The organism is Chryseomicrobium aureum (genome assembly GCF_043182735.1).
GTDB lineage: Bacteria > Bacillota > Bacilli > Bacillales_A > Planococcaceae > Chryseomicrobium > Chryseomicrobium aureum.
Genome location: NZ_CP171117.1, coordinates 1062039 through 1079140, shown reverse-complemented (window position 1 = coordinate 1079140; position 17102 = coordinate 1062039). Strand labels below are relative to the sequence as shown.

The window sequence follows — 17102 nt, the reverse complement described above, 5'->3', positions numbered from 1 at the left end:
CTCCATTTTAAATTTTTTCTATTTATAAAATATTCTAAAGCTTTTTAATTGTTTTTAAAACAAAAAAGTTTCATTTATAAGATAAATTGTGACAAATCTTTGTTTTTTACGATATTTTTGAGCTTACTGTCTACAAATGCCGGTGTAATGTCTATATGGGCAGGAGAAATGTCTGATGCCTCATAGGATAAATCTTCCATTACCTTCTCAAGCAATGTATGCAGGCGGCGCGCCCCAATATTGTCTGTCTCCTGATTCACTTCAAATGCAAGTTCACCAATCCGCTCAATCGCCTCATCCGTAAACTCTATTTCGATACCTTCTGTAGCAAGTAACGCAACATACTGCTGAATCAAAGAATGATTCGGCTCTTTTAAAATTCGAACGAAATCGTCTTTCGTTAACTTTTCGAGTTCAACCCGAATCGGGAAACGTCCTTGCAGTTCAGGAATCAAGTCGGACGGTTTTGCCATATGGAACGCACCTGCTGCGATAAACAAGATATAATCTGTTTTGACAGCTCCATATTTTGTGGCAATTGTTGAACCTTCGACGATTGGTAAGATGTCACGCTGCACACCTTCGCGCGAAACATCTGCACCTTGTCCAGATTTTGCAGCGATTTTATCAAACTCATCAATGAAGATGATGCCATCTTGTTCAGCTTTTTCAATAGCAGCTTGATTCACTTCATCGGTATCTAATAGCTTGCTGGCTTCTTCAAGAATCAATACACGTCTTGCATCTTTTACCTTCATTTTGCGTTTTTTCTTCTTTTTCGGCATCAAGTTTGAAAGCATGTCTTGCATTTGTGCTCCTTGCCCTTGATCCGCACCTGGCATCATATCGAATAGGGACGGTGTAGCTTCTGTTACACTAACAGTCACTTCTTCTTCCTCTAAAAGTCCGGCTTTTAACTTTTCAGCAATTTCACTACGTTTCAATCGTACGGATGAATCTTCCTCTTCTTCTTGCTCAACACGACCACCAAGCAATGCTTCGAAAGGATTCGACGGATTGGATTTCTTTTTTAATGAAGGCACTAAATATTTTACAAGTTGTTCTTCTGCTAAGCGCTCTGCTTGCGGACGAACTTGCTCAGTTTTTTCATCTTTTACAAGTCGAATAGACGCTTCTACTAAGTCTCGCACCATTGACTCCACGTCTCTACCCACATAGCCGACCTCTGTAAACTTGGTTGCTTCTACTTTAATAAAAGGTGCACGCGTCAATTTTGCAATTCGTCGTGCAATTTCTGTCTTCCCAACACCCGTCGGACCAATCATCAACATGTTTTTCGGTACAACTTCTTGTTGTAATTCTTCACTCAAGAGTTTCCGGCGATAGCGATTGCGCAAGGCAATAGATATTGCTTTTTTCGCTTCGTCCTGACCTATAATGTAGCGGTCTAAATAGGCTTTTGTTTGTTTAGGCGTTGTTTCTTTCGTCATGATCGATCGCCTCCAAAATAATATTGTGGTTCGTAAATACACAGATATCTGCTGCAGTTTCAAGAGCAGCATGTGCAATTTCTTTTGCAGTTAGGGCGTCACCGCTGAACTTCTTCAAAGCACGACCAGCTGCAAGCGCATAGTTTCCACCAGAGCCAATCGCTAAGATCCCATCATCTGGTTCGATCACTTCACCCGTACCTGATACAAGTAAGAGTGTATCTTTGTTCATTACGAGTAGCATCGCTTCTAATTGACGCAACATCTTATCTCCGCGCCATTCTTTTGCAAGCTCGACTGCGGCACGCTGAAGATTGCCGTTGTACATCTCAAGTTTCGCTTCAAATTTCTCAAAAAGTGTAAACGCATCTGCAACTGACCCTGCAAATCCGGCTACGACTTGCCCATTGAATAAGCGGCGTACTTTTTTTGCTGTATGCTTCATTACGACTTGATTGCCAAGTGTGACTTGCCCGTCCCCTGACATTGCCGACTGCCCTTTATGCTGTATCGCAAATATTGTAGTTGCATGAATTGTCATTCCGTGTGCCTCCTATGCGCGTGGATGCGAATTTTTATAAGTTGTAAGTAAATGATCTTTTGTTACATGGGTATAGATTTGTGTAGAGCTTAAGCTGCTGTGGCCGAGTAGTTCCTGAACAGTCCGCATGTCCGCTCCGTTATTTAACAAATGCGTTGCAAATGTGTGGCGTATCATGTGCGGATAAATCGACTTAGTTAACGTGCTCTTTTTCACAATTTCCTGAAGAATGTAGCGAACACCCATGTCCGTAAGTGGTTCGCCGCGATTATTCACAAATAGTTTATCGTGTTGCGTGTTCTTCATTAACCGAGGACGCGCTACTTCTAAATAAGTTTCAAGTGCACTTACTGCAAAGCTTCCAATGGGGATGTAGCGCTCTTTACGACCCTTTCCCATTACCCGGACGATTCCATACGGTAAATCAACCGCTGAAACTTCAAGTTCCGTCAGTTCACTAACACGCATGCCCGTTGCATACAACAGTTCAAGTAATGCTATGTTGCGAATATTAAGAGGTTTCTCCCCTTGTGCGGCTGTAAACAATGCTTCTAGCTCTTCCTCATAAAAGAACTGAGGAAGTTTTTTTTGTTGTTTTGGGTGGAACAGCGCTTGGAACGCATCTGAATTCACGTCTCGTTCTTTCGAAAGATACGTAAAAAATGTCCGGATGGCTGAAATTTTGCGTGAAATCGATGTACGTGCAAGTTTCGCATTATAAAGTTTTGTCACATACAGACGTGCATGCAAATATTCTACTTCTTCAAAAGATGTAATTGCTTCTTCATTCAAAAAAGTGATGAACTGATTAATATCATTTTCGTATTCTTTTACAGTATGCGGAGAATAGTTCTTATCAAGTTGAATAAATTCAATAAAATCACGTACTTCTGGACGTTCCATTGGTCATCCTCCTCCACGTAAAAACCCCTAAGATTATATCAATCTGTAGGGGCAACTTCAATTAAAGTGAATTAGTCTTCACAAAATTTTGAATTGTTGTAAGTGCTCGGTCAGCCAATTTTTCAGCTTTAACCTTCTTATCACGGATACGTTCAGGTAAGTTCGGGAACAAACCAAAGTTAATGTTCATTGGTTGGAAGTTCTTCGAATCTGCTTCCGTGATATACCGTGCCATACTGCCAAGCGCTGTTTCAGATGGGAATACAACTAACTCTTCACCTTGCACTAAACGCGCTGCATTGATTCCAGCTAATAAGCCACTTCCCGCAGACTCTACATATCCTTCGACACCTGTCATTTGACCTGCGAAGAAAATGTTGCGGTTAGCTTTCAACTGGTAAGTTGGCTCAAGTACTGTTGGTGAATTAATAAACGTGTTTCGGTGCATCACACCGTAACGCACGATTTCAACATTTTCAAGTCCAGGAATCAGTTGAAGGACTTCCTTTTGAGGTCCCCATTTCAAATGTGTCTGGAATCCAACAATGTTATAAAGCGTTCCAGCCGCATCATCTTGACGAAGTTGAACGACTGCAAACGGACGCTTACCCGTTTTCGGATCTTCAAGACCCACTGGCTTCATCGGTCCGAATAATAAAGTTTTACGTCCACGAGATGCCATCACTTCAACAGGCATACATCCTTCAAAATAAATCTCTTTTTCGAATTCTTTAAGAGGCACGACTTCTGCCTCTACTAAAGCATCATAGAAACGGTCGAATTCTTCTTCTGTCATTGGACAGTTCAAATACGCTGCTTCGCCTTTATCATAACGAGACTTCAGGTAGACTTTGTCCATATCGATACTGTCTTTTTCAACGATTGGCGCTGCTGCATCGTAAAAGTAAAGATAGTCTTGTCCAGTCAGCTCTTTCACTTTTTCTGCAAGTGCAGGCGACGTAAGAGGTCCCGTTGCAATAATAGTGATACCTTCTGGAATATCTGTCACTTCTTCGTTAACGATTTCAATATTTGGATGGTTACGAATCGTCTCTGTAACGCGTCCAGCAAAATCGTGACGATCGACCGCAAGTGCTCCACCTGCAGGCACTGCACTGTTATCTGCTGAATGAATAATTAATGAATCGAGCATACGCATCTCTTCTTTAATCACACCGACAGCATTCGTCAAATTATTGGCACGCAAAGAATTGGAACAAACTAACTCTGCAAATTTATCTGTATGGTGAGCAGGTGTTTGCTTCACAGGTCGCATTTCATAAAGTTTCACTTGAATACCGCGTTTTGCTAACTGCCAAGCCGCCTCGCTCCCTGCGAGGCCGGCTCCGATTACGTTTACTGTTTGAGTCATGAGGTAAATGCCTTCTTTCTAACTTTGTACTTCTTCTTTGTAATCACAAGATACACATTGAATTTGAACGCCTTTTTTCAGCTTCTTCTCAACAAGCATCTCTTCACACTTCGGACATGGACGATTGATTGGCTTGTCCCAAGAGACGAAGTCACATTCCGGGAACTGATCACATCCGTAGAAGATTCGCTTCGTTTTACTTTTACGCTCTAGAAGTTGACCTTTTTGACACTTCGGACAAGGTACGCCAATTTCTTTTACAATTGCTTTCGTGTTACGGCAGTCTGGGAAGTTGCTGCACGCCATGAATTTCCCGTAGCGTCCCAGTTTATAAACCATAGGAGATCCACATTTTTCACAGTCTTCGCCAGTCGGCTCATCTTTGATTTCAATCTTTTCCATCTCTTCATCTGCGTGCTTGACATGTTTTTCAAATCCACCGTAGAAACGGTCGATGAGTTTGATCCATTCGATCTGACCTTCTTCAATCAAGTCCAGATCTTTCTCCATTTGTGCTGTGAACTCGATATTGATGATATCTGGGAAGAATTCCGTCATTAATTCATGCACGATTGTTCCAAGTTCTGTTGGCACAAAACGTTTCGTTTCAAGTTGTACATACCCACGTTTTTGAATCGTATCTAAAGTTGGTGCGTAAGTCGACGGACGACCTATTCCAAGTTCTTCAAGCGTTTTCACAAGACGCGCTTCCGTATAACGTGGTGGTGGCTGTGTAAAGTGCTGCTTCGGATCGATCAGCGCTGCCTTTACTTTTTCACCCTCTGTAAGTTCTGGCAGAAGTTTATCTTTGTCATCAATTTGATCGTCCGATCCTTCAACATACACTTTCATGAATCCAGCAAACTTGACTTGAGAGCCGTTTGCTCGGAATAGTACGTTTTGATTCACAAGGTCAACAGCAACTGTATCTAAAACAGCTGATGCCATCTGACTTGCAATAAAACGTTCCCAAATCAATTTATAGAGGCGATATTGATCACGCGATAATAGAGATTTGACTTCATCCGGCGTACGAAGGGCACTTGTCGGACGAATCGCTTCATGTGCATCTTGTGTTTTTTTAGTTGATTTGGCAGCTTGGGCAGTCGATAAAAACTCTTTCCCATACTTGCCTTCAATGTAACCTGTTGCTTCTGCTTTTGCACTATCCGAGATACGAGTTGAATCTGTACGCATATACGTAATGAGACCTACAGTACCTTGTTTTTTACCTAAGTCGATTCCTTCGTACAACTGTTGTGCAAGTATCATGGTTTTTCGAGCACGGAAGTTCAATTTACGTGCTGCTTCCTGTTGTAGAGACGATGTTGTAAAGGATGGAGATGGGTTGCGTTTACGTTCTTTCTTGACAACTTTGTCCACTGTAAACTGCTTGCCCTTCATTGATTTTAAGACAGCATCTACATCTTCTTGCGAGGTCAATTTTTTCTTTTCGGATTTATCTCCGTAATAGACAGCTTCAAAACGACTTTTTCCTTTTTCAAACTCTGCCTCAATTGACCAATATTCTTCTGGAATAAATGCCTTGATTTCATTTTCACGGTCGATGATCAACCGCAATGCTACAGATTGAACCCGCCCTGCAGACAATCCTTTTTTGACTTTCTTCCATAGAATTGGGCTAATATTGTACCCAACTAATCGATCGAGTACACGGCGTGCTTGTTGTGCATCGACTAGATCACGATTTAGCGGTCTAGGATGTTTGAACGACTCTATGACCGCATCTTTTGTAATTTCATTAAATACCACACGACAATCTGAATCTGCATCGATGGATAATGCATTTGCTAAATGCCACGCAATTGCCTCTCCCTCTCTGTCGGGGTCAGCTGCGAGATAGACTTTTTTAGCTTTTTTAGCTGCTGTTTTCAGTTCTTGTAAGATGGGACCTTTCCCGCGAATGGTAATATACTTCGGTTGATAGTTATTTTCTACATCGACTCCCATTTGACTACGGGGTAAATCAATAACGTGGCCAACTGAAGCTTTTACTTTGTATTTCTTCCCCAAATATTTTTCAATTGTTTTAGCTTTTGCTGGGGACTCTACGATTACTAGATAATCTGACATAATTGGCCTCCTTTAAATAGAAGGTAATCCGCTTCACGATAAAAACAAATACCTGATGCAAAATGTATAACAGTTTTAAAGCGATTGCAAGGTTTTTCATTTCAAAGCTTTTGAACGTGGCAAGATTTGCTCTGAAAAATCTTCGCTAGAATGGACAAGTGTTGCCCCTTGTTGGACCAAGCTATGAGGGCCAGAACTGAGAGTAGAAAATATGGAACCAGGAACTGTATACACCTCTTTTCCAAGATCTAAAGCAAAGTCAACAGTTGACATCGTTCCACTTTTCAACTCTGCTTCAGTTATAAAAATCCCTTTAGAAAGTGCACTAATGACGCGGTTCCTTGCAATAAATTGATGGGGTTGAGGCGGTGTGTTCGGAGGGTATTCCGTGACAAGCAAATGATTGTTTGCTAGTTCTGAAAATAAAGCTATGTTTTGTTTCGGATAAGGATAGTGAAATCCTGACCCGATTACAGCTACAGTATTCACACCATGTTCTATTGCAATTTTGTGCGCATGCGTATCCGCTCCAATTGCCAGTCCACTGCAAATGGTTAAATCGGCCGCTTTAAACTGTGGCATAAAGTAGTCGATGATATCGTGTGTATACGAAGTTGCTTTGCGAGAACCGATGATGGCAAGCATGGAATTCGTAAGGAGTTGTTTATTCCCTCTTAAATAAAGCACAGCTGGTGGGTCGTGAAGCTCTTTTAAAAGTGGAGGGTAGTCCGGGTCAAGATAAGTAACTACCGCTACGTCAGACGCCGCATAATAGCTTTCAAATGGAAACAAACTGGCTGTCCTATAGTTTTCTTTAACTATTGTGGGTAGATGATCCTGCAGATTATTAGCAAGAAAAGTAGAAATTTGGTTGAAGCGGGGCCAAGGCCAAGGAATCAGACTATGGAGGGCGAGAAGTTTTTGGCGGTCGTTCACATATCACCTCGAGGTTAGATTTGGGGATAAAAAAAGATACGGCGTGTGCCGTATCTCTAATATTAGTGTGTTTTACACGCGTCGTAAAGACCCGCTTCTTTAATTGCTTCAATTAAAGTTTCACCGATTACAGATGGAGTTGCTGCAACTTTCATACCAGCATCTTTCATAGCGCTGATTTTGCCTTCTGCAGTTCCTTGTCCACCTGAGATGATAGCTCCAGCGTGACCCATACGTTTTCCTGGAGGTGCAGTTTGCCCACCAATGAATCCGACTACAGGTTTTTTCATGTTCGCTTTGATCCACTCAGCCGCTTCTTCTTCTGCTGTTCCGCCGATCTCACCGATCATTACCACTGCATACGTATCTTCATCTTCGTTGAATGCTTTCAGAACATCGATAAAGTTTGTCCCGTTTACAGGGTCTCCACCGATACCGACAGCAGTCGTTTGACCAATGCCTTCTTGTGTTAACTGGTGAACAGCTTCATACGTAAGTGTACCAGAGCGTGAAACAACTCCGACGTGACCTTTTGTATGGATGTAACCAGGCATGATTCCAATTTTACATTCGTCAGCTGTGATGACACCAGGGCAGTTAGGACCGACTAAGCGTGTCTTTTTACCTTCCATGTAACGTCGCACATTGACCATGTCAAGAACTGGAATATGCTCAGTGATACAAATTGCCATATCAAGCTCAGCATCAACCGCTTCTAAAATTGCATCAGCCGCAAATGGTGCAGGTACATAAATAACAGAAACATTAGCGCCTGTAGCTTTTACAGCTTCTTCAACTGTGTTAAATACTGGCACGCCTTCAACTTCCGTACCGCCTTTACCAGGTGTAACACCTGCAACGATTTTCGTACCGTACTCAATCATTTGTTTTGTATGGAAAAGAGCAGTTGAGCCCGTGATTCCTTGAACGAGTACTTTCGTATCTTTATTAATATATACGCTCATTTTATCTCCCTGCCTTTCTTATCCTACAAGTTTCACGATTTTTTGTGCGCCGTCAGCCATAGAATCAGCTGCGATGATGTTAAGACCTGATTCGTTCAACATTTTCTTACCAAGGTCTACGTTTGTACCTTCAAGACGAACAACAAGTGGTACTTGTAGTCCAACTTCTTTTGCTGCGATAATAACACCTTCAGCAATAACGTCACACTTCATGATTCCGCCAAAGATATTAACAAAAATACCTTTTACGTTTTTATCAGAAAGAATGATTTTGAATGCTTCTGTTACTTTCTCAGCTGTCGCACCGCCCCCAACGTCCAGGAAGTTAGCGGGTGATCCGCCGTAATAGCTGATCGTATCCATTGTTGCCATAGCAAGTCCGGCACCGTTAACCATACATCCGATGTTTCCATCTAATGAGATGTAGCTAAGGTCATATTTAGAAGCTTCGATTTCTTTTGCATCTTCTTCATCATAGTCACGCATTTCCATAATTTCTGGATGACGGTACAATGCATTCGCATCAAAGTTGAATTTTGCATCAAGCGCGATAACTTGATCGTCACCTGTCACAACAAGTGGGTTGATCTCAACGATTGCAGCATCTTTTTCAACATATACTTTGTAAAGACCCAACATGAATTTTACAGCTTTGTTGACAAGCTTAGCAGGAATGTTCATGTTGAACGCCATGCGACGCGCTTGGAAGCCTGTAAGACCAACAACTGGATCGATTTCTTCGTAGAACAAACGCTCAGGCGTGTTTGCTGCTACTTCCTCGATATCCATACCGCCTTCTTCAGAACCCATAAGCGTTACACGAGAAGTTGCACGATCTAATACAAGTCCGATGTAATATTCTTTTTGAATATCGCTACCTTCTTCGATATAAATGCGTTTTACTTCTTTACCTTCAGGACCTGTTTGGTGCGTTACAAGAACTTTACCGATCAGTTCTTTCGCGTATTCACGTACTTCGTCAAGATTTTTTGCAATCTTAACGCCGCCTGCTTTACCGCGACCACCTGCGTGAATTTGAGCTTTGACAACTGTTACTGCTGCGCCTAATTCTTTCGCTGCTTTAACTGCTTCTTCTGGTGAGAAAGCAACGATTCCGTTTGGCACTGCAACTCCATATTGACGTAGCAATTGTTTTCCCTGGTATTCATGGATATTCATTGTGCGTCCTCCAATCGAACTATTGAGTTTACTACCTTCCCCATTGTATAAAACCTGTCACAATATGTCCATAAAAGTCTGAAACTGCGAATTTTCAATCTTCTCTCATAAATTGAACGAGTGTTTTGATTGGCTCAAACGAGTGACGATGTTCAGGACAAATCCCATACGTATCGATTGCTTGAAGGTGAACAGCTGTGCCATACCCAGAATGCTTGTCAAACCCGTACTGTGGATAGTCTAGTGCAAGTTGCTCCATATACGCATCACGCGTTGTTTTAGCAAGAATTGAGGCTGCTGCAATCGACAAACTACGCGCATCTCCTTTAATCAAATCGTAGCATGGCTGCTCAATCGGAAGTGGCATTGCATCTGACAGGACGATGTCAGGTTTTACTTGTAACCCTCCGATTGATGCCAACATGGACTGACGAGTTGCCTCATAAATATTCAATCGGTCGATCTCTTGTCGCGGTTGGATATGAACAGCGTAGCTTACAGCATGCTCTTTAATTAACTCGGCAAGCGCTTCTCGTATTTTTTTCTTGAGCTGCTTTGAATCGTTGACATCGACGAGTGCCTCAGTGTTTTTTGGCAAAATGACTGCTGCTGTTACTACTGGCCCTGCAAGTGGTCCTCTCCCGGCTTCGTCGACTCCAGCAACGAGTCCTTCTCCAAACGTTGAATCAAATTCATGACGAGCTTTATAGTCTGACCATTTTTGTTGTTCTTTATGTACTTTCCGGTCGAATGATGCCAGTAGTTTTTTTACACCTGTGCGTTCATCTGACCGAAGTGCTGTGATCCATTCCTCTTCACTTGTTGCAGCTACTAGCTTTTCTTTAATTAGTTTGAGTGATTCCAACTAGACTCCTCCTACATAAAAAACCCTTTGGAACTATTCCAAAGGGGCTTCGTCTTCTACAAAATCAAATGTCAAGCGACCAAGATGCTCATTTCGGACATCTCGAACGATAAGTTCTGCAACAGCGTCATAATCCACTTCTCCACCTGTTGCGTATACCTTACGTAGTTGACCGATATGATTAAACACTTGTTCTAAGTCGTCTCCCACTGTTTCAAGTTGAAAACGTTCTTGTAAACGTTCTGGGTAATGCGCTTCTAAAAATCGAAGGGCATATACGGCTAAGTCTTCCATACGAAGAACTGCATCTTTGATAGCGCCTGACAAAGCGAGTTTAAAGCCGATTTGCTGGTCTTCAAACTTTGGCCAAAGAATCCCAGGTGTATCTAGAAGCTCTAGTTCTTTTGCGATTTTGATCCATTGTTGCGACTTTGTAACACCTGGTGTATTTCCTGTTCGGGCGATATTCTTTTTCGCAAACCGGTTAATCAATGTTGACTTCCCAACGTTTGGAATCCCTAAAATCATCGCACGAATCGCGCGTGGTTTCATTCCACGAGACTTCATGCGGTCAAACTTTGGTTTCAAAAGTACACGTGTTTCTTTTAAAACTTTTTGAAGATCTTTTCCCTCAAATGAATTGATGGCAACAGCTTGTATACCTTGAGTAGCGTAGTATTCGATCCATTTAGCTGTCTCGCGCTCATCCGCCATATCAGCTTTCGTTAAAATCATCAATTTTGTTTTTTGATGAACAATTTGCTCGAGCATCGGATTACGTGAAGAAACTGGTAGACGTGCATCTACCAGTTCGAAAACGATGTCCACAAGCTTTAAGTTTTCTGTTACTTCCCGGCGTGCTTTTGCCATATGTCCCGGGAACCATTGAATCGTCATTGTGACACCTCTACTTTACAATACTAATATCTTCTAACGGCCAAAAAATCAAACTTGTCGTCCCGATGATTTCATCTTCTGGAACGAGGCCGATTGCGCGACTATCTTTTGAATAACGACGGTTATCTCCCATTACGAAGAAATACCCCTCTGGGATTTCTGAAAGCTGTGTAAGCTCCTCTAAAGTGAAGTTTTCTGTGAGTGTTCCTTCTGTAATCTCAGCTTTATACTGATCCAGATAAGGCTCCGGCACAGCTTCACCATTGATGTACAGTTGATCATCTTCATATGCAATATGGTCCCCTGGCAGTCCGATAATACGTTTAATGTAATTTTTCTGCTCTGGTGCGTGGAACACAATAATTTCAAAGCGCTCCGGCGTACCGATGTCGTAGCCAATTTTGTTCACGACCATACGGTCACCATTGTTTAAGGTGGGCATCATGGATTCCCCGTCAACTACGATTGGTGTGAATAGAAAGAAACGAATCAATGCTGCAATACTAAATGCAATTAAAATTGCTTTTGCCCATTCCCATACTTCATTTTTCTTTTTGGCTGTTTCCATTCGCTCAGCTCTCCCCTCACCTTCTATCTTACAAAAAATAGAGGGTTTTCTCTAATTGTAACCATCTCACAATGTGTTAAGTCTTTATAAATAAAAATACTGCATGCTGTCTTACGACAACACACAGTATTCCAATTAGCGAAGTTCTTTAATACGAGCTGCTTTACCACGTAGGTTACGTAGGTAGTACAATTTCGCACGACGTACTTTACCACGACGAACAACTTCAAGACGTGCAATCTTTGGTGTGTGTACAGGGAATGTACGCTCAACGCCTACACCAGAAGAAATTTTACGAACTGTGAAAGTTTCGCTGATACCGCCGCCACGACGTTTGATTACAACACCTTCGAATACCTGTAAACGCTCACGAGTACCTTCGACAACTTTAACGTGTACACGTACAGTGTCTCCAGGACGGAACGATGGAAGGTCAGAACGAAGCTGATCTTTTGTAATCTCTGAAATAATGTTTTGCATAATCATTTCTCTCCTTATACGAATGCTCTTACACGCTTATCCGCTGCAGCGGAACACCCAAAATAGATGCTTCTGTATAGAAGCACATCAAACATCATACCATAGACATTGACAAGTTGCAATACTTGTCAGCTAGTTTTTCAATGTTTCCAAAAAGGCCAAGTCTTGCTCCGTCAGTGTAGCTGACTCGAGCAAATCTGGTCTGCGCTCGAACGTGCGCTTTAAAGACTCTTCACGTCGCCACTGTTCAATTTTCGCATGATTTCCGGACAATAACACCTCTGGAACTTTCATGCCGTTAAAGTCAGCTGGACGCGTATAATGGGGGTGCTCAAGTAATCCTGTGGAAAAAGAATCTTGTTCGTGAGAAGCTTGCTTACCTAGAACGTCTGGCAATAAGCGCACAACACTATCGACTACTGTCATCGCTGCAATTTCTCCACCAGTCAGCACGAAGTCCCCTATTGAAATTTCGTCCGTCACAAGATGCTCACGAATGCGCTCATCGTATCCTTCGTAATGACCACAGATGATGATGAGTGCTTCTTCTTTCGCAAGCTCTTCTGCTTTTTGTTGAGAAAAGCGTTCCCCTTGAGGACACATTAATAGGACGCGAGGTGATTTTGCAGTTTGGTGCTTTACTGCATCCACTGCTGCAAATAAAGGTTCCGGCTTTAATACCATCCCAGCCCCACCACCATACGGATAATCATCGACTTGCTTGTGTTTCGACTCTGAATAGTCTCTAAAGTTGATGACTTCAAGTTTGGCTCTGCCAGATTCTTGCGCTTTTTTTAAGATGGACGAACCAAATACTCCTTCAAACATCTCTGGAAATAAAGACAGTACTTGAATCTTCATTCGCTCAGCAAACCTTCCATGACTTCAATCACGATTTTCTTTTCCTGTGGGTCAACTGATTTGACTACTTGCTCGATATACGGGATATAATGTTTCTTCCCTTTTACAGGCGTTACTTCCCACACATCGTTTGCGCCTGTAGCTAAAATTTCTGTGACTTTACCAATGTCTTCTCCGTCCGTCGAGACAACGTCGCAGCCGAGAATTTCATGGTAATAATAGGCATGGTCCTCAAGCTCCGTTAATGTGGCCGCATCTACTTTCAGAAAATGATCTTTGAATTTTTCAACGTCGTTGATTGATGGCATGCCATCGAATGTAACTAAGTCAAAGTTCTTATGCGTGCGATGGCTTGCAATCTTTACCGTTTGGATATGGTGATCCTCTTTGAATAATGCCAGCTCGCTGCCTTTTTTAAAGCGTTCCTCGGGAAAATCTGTCGATGCTAAAATTCGAACTTCTCCACGAATCCCATGCGTATTGACAATCTTTCCTACATTTAACCAATGTGTCATTGTACCGCTCCTTTGCTAGTCGTAGACGAACAAAAAGGAAGAACTAGTTGAGTTCTTCCTTTCGGTCAATCCAAAATATCGACAAATACACGTTTTGATTGGTGACTGCTTGCTGCTGAATACACAATTGTTCGAATCGCTTTTGCGACACGTCCTTGTTTGCCGATGACTTTCCCCATATCTTCTGGATGTACAGAAAGCTTATAGACAACCCGGTTCCCGGAGACCTGTTCTTGAATCTCAATGGATTCCGGATGGTCGACAAGTGGTGTTACGATCGTTTCAATCAGCTGCTTCATGCAATCACCCCCGATTATTTACCTAATTTTGCGTTATGGAATTTTTCCATGATGCCTTGTTCAGAGAACAAGTTACGTACTGTGTCAGATGGTTTTGCACCATCTTGAAGCCATTTCAATGCTAATTCTTCATTGATTTTTACTTCAGCTGGTTTAGTTAGTGGGTTGTAAGTACCTACTGTTTCGATTTGACGGCCGTCACGTGGTGAACGTGAATCAGCTACTACAATACGATAGAAAGGAGACTTTTTAGCTCCCATACGTTTTAAACGAATTTTTACTGCCATTTGTTAGTGCACCTCCGAATAGTTTCACACAAGATAGTATATTACCAAGCTTTTTTTAGTTTGTAAAGTGTTTTTTCTTAACACTACTAAAAGTTATCGAAATAACCCATCCATACCTGGGAAATTCATCTTTTTCTTGCCTTTTTGTTGCATACCAGACATTTGTTTCATCATCTTTTTCATGTCTTCAAATTGTTTCAAAAGACGATTTACTTCTTGAATAGAAGTTCCCGACCCCTTTGCAATTCGCTTTTTACGACTGCCATTGATGCTCTCAGGATGTGATTTTTCATGAGGCGTCATTGAATAAATAATCGCTTCGACACGCCCCATCTGTTTCTCATCGACTTTTGCATTTTCAAGACCTTTGATTTTTCCAGCGCCCGGAAGCATCTTCAAAATCTCATCAAGCGGTCCCATCTTTTTCACTTGTTGGAGTTGCTCGATGAAATCATCAAACGTAAATGATTGCGTGCGGATCTTTTCTTCAAGCTCTTTTGCTTTCGTTTCATCGACTTCCGTTTGTGCTTTTTCAATGAGCGACAACATGTCGCCCATCCCAAGAATTCGAGAAGCCATGCGATCTGGGTGGAATTCTTCTAAAGCGTCCATCTTCTCACCCATACCGACAAATTTAATCGGTTTTTGAGTAACGGAACGTATGGATAACGCAGCTCCACCGCGTGTATCTCCATCAAGTTTTGTTAATACAACGCCTGTGATACCGATGGCTTCATTAAAGTTGGATGCGACATTCACAGCATCTTGCCCTGTCATTGAATCGACTACTAAGAAGATTTCATCTGGCTCTTTTAAAGCACGGATCTGTTTTAATTCATCCATTAACGTCTCGTCTACGTGCAGACGACCCGCTGTATCGATGATCACCACATCATGATGCTCTTGTTTAGCGTGTTCAATGGCTTGTCTTGCAATCTCTACAGGTGATACCTCAGTGCCAAGCGAGAAGACAGGAAGCGATAATTGCTTACCCAGCGTCTCAAGCTGTTTAATGGCTGCTGGACGATAAATATCAGCCGCTACTAATAGAGGTTTTCTATTATATTTTTTACGAAGTACAGACGCAAGCTTACCACTTGTCGTCGTTTTACCGGCACCCTGCAAACCGACCATCATAATGACTGTTGGCGGACGTGTAGAAAAAGCGATTTTACTTTGTTCGCCACCCATTAATTGCGTCAATTCATCTTTTACAATTTTGATGACTTGTTGACCAGGCGTCAAACTCTTCATAACGTCTTGACCAACCGCACGTTCAGATACCGTTTTGATAAACTCTTTGACGACTTTTAAGTTGACGTCTGCTTCAATCAAAGCAAAGCGGACTTCGCGCATCATTTCTTTGACATCCGCCTCGGAAATCTTTCCTTTACCTTTAATCTTTTGCATCGTCCCTTGGAGTCGTTCTGCTAAACCTTCAAAAGCCATGATTGCTCCTCCTATTCGACGCCTTTTAGTTGCTCTAATAAAGCGAGTACATTTTCAGGTGATTGATTTTGTTTCACAGCCGCTTCGAGTTGTTCAACCAACTGTTGGCGCTGCTGAAATTTTTCAAGAAGTGTTAGTTTTGTCTCATATTCTTCAAGCATCATCTCTGTACGACGTATGTTGTCATAGACCGCTTGACGGGAGATTTCGTATTCTTCTGCGATTTCACCTAGAGACAAATCATCTAAATAATAAAGTTCCATGTATGAGCGTTGTTTATCTGTTAAAAGTGATTGATAAAAGTCAAACAGGAAGTTGATTCGGGTTGTTTTTTCAATCATCTTGTCGCTCCCTTTCGGTTACACCCACTAGTGTAGTAGGTCGACCAAGTGCTGTCAAGTATTTTTACTTGTCTTGTTCGTTTTGTTGTTCTAAATCCAATCCTTCAGCAAATAAGCCATATACATATTTATCTGCATCAAAAGGCTGCAAGTCGTCGATTTTCTCTCCAAGTCCTACATACTTTACAGGAATACCAAGTTTGTTACGGATAGCAAGAACGATTCCGCCTTTTGCTGTGCCATCTAACTTCGTCAACACGATCCCTGATACATTTGTCACTTCTTTAAATGTCTGGGCTTGAATCAATGCATTTTGACCTGTCGTCGCATCAAGAGCAAGTAACACTTCATGCGGCGCATCTGGCACTTCACGTGAAATAACGCGGTGAATCTTTTCCAGCTCATTCATCAAGTTGACTTTATTTTGAAGACGCCCTGCTGTATCACAGATTAAAATATCGACACCACGGCTTTTCGCTGCGCGCACTGCATCATACATTACAGCTGCCGGATCTGACCCTTCGCCTTGTTTAACGACTTCTACACCTACACGGTTTCCCCACTCCTGCAGTTGGTCAATCGCACCTGCGCGGAATGTGTCTCCCGCTGCTAACATGACGGTTTTTCCCTGTTGCTTGTACTGGTATGCAAGCTTTCCGATTGTCGTCGTTTTGCCGACACCATTCACGCCTACCATTAAAATAACGCCTAACCCTTCTTCTGGTAACGTAACTTCTGCTAGCTGGTCTTCTCCATCCTCATAAATTTCGACTAATTTCTCAGCGATGACGGATTGAATGCCAGATGTATCCTTAATATTTTTGCGTTGCACTTCATAACGCAGCTTGTCCATGAGTTCCATAACTGTTTCAAAGCCAACATCTGCTTGCAAGAGAAGCTCTTCTAATTCTTCAAAGAAATCTTCATCTACTTTGCGGTATTTTGCTACTAAGTCATTGACTTTAGATGTAAATTGGTCACGAGTCTTCGTGAGACCCCCTTTAAACTTTTCAGTAATGCTTTGTTTTTCAACCTGCTCTTCAGGCGTACCTGCCATTTTTTCTTTCCATTTCTTAAAAAAACTCATGTTAACCCTTCC

General features: G+C 42.1%; 19 protein-coding genes. All 19 read right to left on the bottom strand.

From position 1 onward, the window contains the following. Positions 1-74 precede the first annotated feature (74 nt). The 19 genes from hslU to ftsY all read right to left on the bottom strand — a co-directional run bounded on the left by hslU (position 75) and on the right by ftsY (position 17090). A complete protein-coding gene (gene hslU / locus ACF3OH_RS05770; protein WP_392456266.1) occupies positions 75-1451 on the bottom strand; it encodes an ATP-dependent protease ATPase subunit HslU in 1377 nt (458 codons plus the stop codon). Further along, a complete protein-coding gene (gene hslV / locus ACF3OH_RS05765) occupies positions 1429-1992 on the bottom strand; it encodes an ATP-dependent protease subunit HslV (protein ID WP_392456264.1) in 564 nt (187 codons plus the stop codon). The genes hslU and hslV overlap by 23 nt, the downstream gene beginning before the upstream one ends. A gap of 12 nt (positions 1993-2004) precedes the next feature. Further along, the gene (gene xerC, locus ACF3OH_RS05760; RefSeq protein ID WP_204589043.1) at positions 2005-2895 is read right to left on the bottom strand and encodes a tyrosine recombinase XerC; all 891 of its coding nucleotides are present in this window, start codon (positions 2893-2895) and stop codon (positions 2005-2007) included. A gap of 61 nt (positions 2896-2956) precedes the next feature. Then, positions 2957-4267, bottom strand: coding sequence for an FADH(2)-oxidizing methylenetetrahydrofolate--tRNA-(uracil(54)-C(5))-methyltransferase TrmFO (gene trmFO, locus ACF3OH_RS05755; RefSeq protein ID WP_204589042.1), 1311 nt, complete (start codon positions 4265-4267; stop codon positions 2957-2959). Positions 4268-4285: 18 nt separating this feature from the next. Continuing rightward, positions 4286-6361, bottom strand: coding sequence for a type I DNA topoisomerase (topA, locus tag ACF3OH_RS05750; protein WP_204589041.1), 2076 nt, complete (start codon positions 6359-6361; stop codon positions 4286-4288). A gap of 96 nt (positions 6362-6457) precedes the next feature. Then, entirely contained in the window at positions 6458-7153 is a 696-nt protein-coding gene (dprA, locus tag ACF3OH_RS05745) for a DNA-processing protein DprA (protein WP_392456261.1), read from the bottom strand. A gap of 206 nt (positions 7154-7359) precedes the next feature. Then, positions 7360-8262 carry a succinate--CoA ligase subunit alpha gene (gene sucD / locus ACF3OH_RS05740; protein WP_204589039.1) on the bottom strand — a complete coding sequence of 301 codons (903 nt, stop codon included), beginning with the start codon at positions 8260-8262 and terminating at the stop codon, positions 7360-7362. 18 nt (positions 8263-8280) lie between these two features. Continuing rightward, on the bottom strand, positions 8281-9441 hold the full coding sequence (gene sucC, locus ACF3OH_RS05735; protein WP_204589038.1) for an ADP-forming succinate--CoA ligase subunit beta: 1161 nt from the start codon (positions 9439-9441) through the stop codon (positions 8281-8283). Positions 9442-9535: 94 nt separating this feature from the next. After that, the gene (locus ACF3OH_RS05730; protein ID WP_392456256.1) at positions 9536-10306 is read right to left on the bottom strand and encodes a ribonuclease HII; all 771 of its coding nucleotides are present in this window, start codon (positions 10304-10306) and stop codon (positions 9536-9538) included. A 33-nt stretch (positions 10307-10339) separates the two neighbouring features. Then, a complete protein-coding gene (gene ylqF, locus ACF3OH_RS05725; protein ID WP_392456253.1) occupies positions 10340-11203 on the bottom strand; it encodes a ribosome biogenesis GTPase YlqF in 864 nt (287 codons plus the stop codon). A 10-nt stretch (positions 11204-11213) separates the two neighbouring features. Beyond that, positions 11214-11771 carry a signal peptidase I gene (lepB, locus tag ACF3OH_RS05720; RefSeq protein ID WP_392456250.1) on the bottom strand — a complete coding sequence of 186 codons (558 nt, stop codon included), beginning with the start codon at positions 11769-11771 and terminating at the stop codon, positions 11214-11216. Positions 11772-11906: 135 nt separating this feature from the next. After that, on the bottom strand, positions 11907-12251 hold the full coding sequence (gene rplS, locus ACF3OH_RS05715) for a 50S ribosomal protein L19 (protein WP_204589034.1): 345 nt from the start codon (positions 12249-12251) through the stop codon (positions 11907-11909). A 132-nt stretch (positions 12252-12383) separates the two neighbouring features. Continuing rightward, entirely contained in the window at positions 12384-13112 is a 729-nt protein-coding gene (gene trmD, locus ACF3OH_RS05710; protein ID WP_204589033.1) for a tRNA (guanosine(37)-N1)-methyltransferase TrmD, read from the bottom strand. After that, entirely contained in the window at positions 13109-13627 is a 519-nt protein-coding gene (gene rimM / locus ACF3OH_RS05705) for a ribosome maturation factor RimM (protein WP_392456248.1), read from the bottom strand. The genes trmD and rimM overlap by 4 nt, the downstream gene beginning before the upstream one ends. A 65-nt stretch (positions 13628-13692) precedes the next feature. Further along, positions 13693-13926, bottom strand: a complete 234-nt coding sequence (locus tag ACF3OH_RS05700; RefSeq protein WP_204589031.1) for a KH domain-containing protein — start codon at positions 13924-13926, stop codon at positions 13693-13695. 14 nt (positions 13927-13940) lie between these two features. Continuing rightward, complete coding sequence (rpsP, locus tag ACF3OH_RS05695; protein WP_053590001.1) at positions 13941-14213, bottom strand: 30S ribosomal protein S16; 273 nt, start codon at positions 14211-14213, stop codon at positions 13941-13943. A 93-nt stretch (positions 14214-14306) separates the two neighbouring features. Continuing rightward, positions 14307-15662: a signal recognition particle protein gene (gene ffh / locus ACF3OH_RS05690; RefSeq protein WP_204589030.1), complete on the bottom strand. Its 1356-nt coding sequence runs from the start codon at positions 15660-15662 to the stop codon at positions 14307-14309. 11 nt (positions 15663-15673) lie between these two features. Continuing rightward, positions 15674-16003: a putative DNA-binding protein gene (locus ACF3OH_RS05685; protein ID WP_204589029.1), complete on the bottom strand. Its 330-nt coding sequence runs from the start codon at positions 16001-16003 to the stop codon at positions 15674-15676. Between the two features lie 64 nt (positions 16004-16067). Next, positions 16068-17090 carry a signal recognition particle-docking protein FtsY gene (gene ftsY, locus ACF3OH_RS05680; protein WP_392456243.1) on the bottom strand — a complete coding sequence of 341 codons (1023 nt, stop codon included), beginning with the start codon at positions 17088-17090 and terminating at the stop codon, positions 16068-16070. Positions 17091-17102 lie beyond the last annotated feature (12 nt).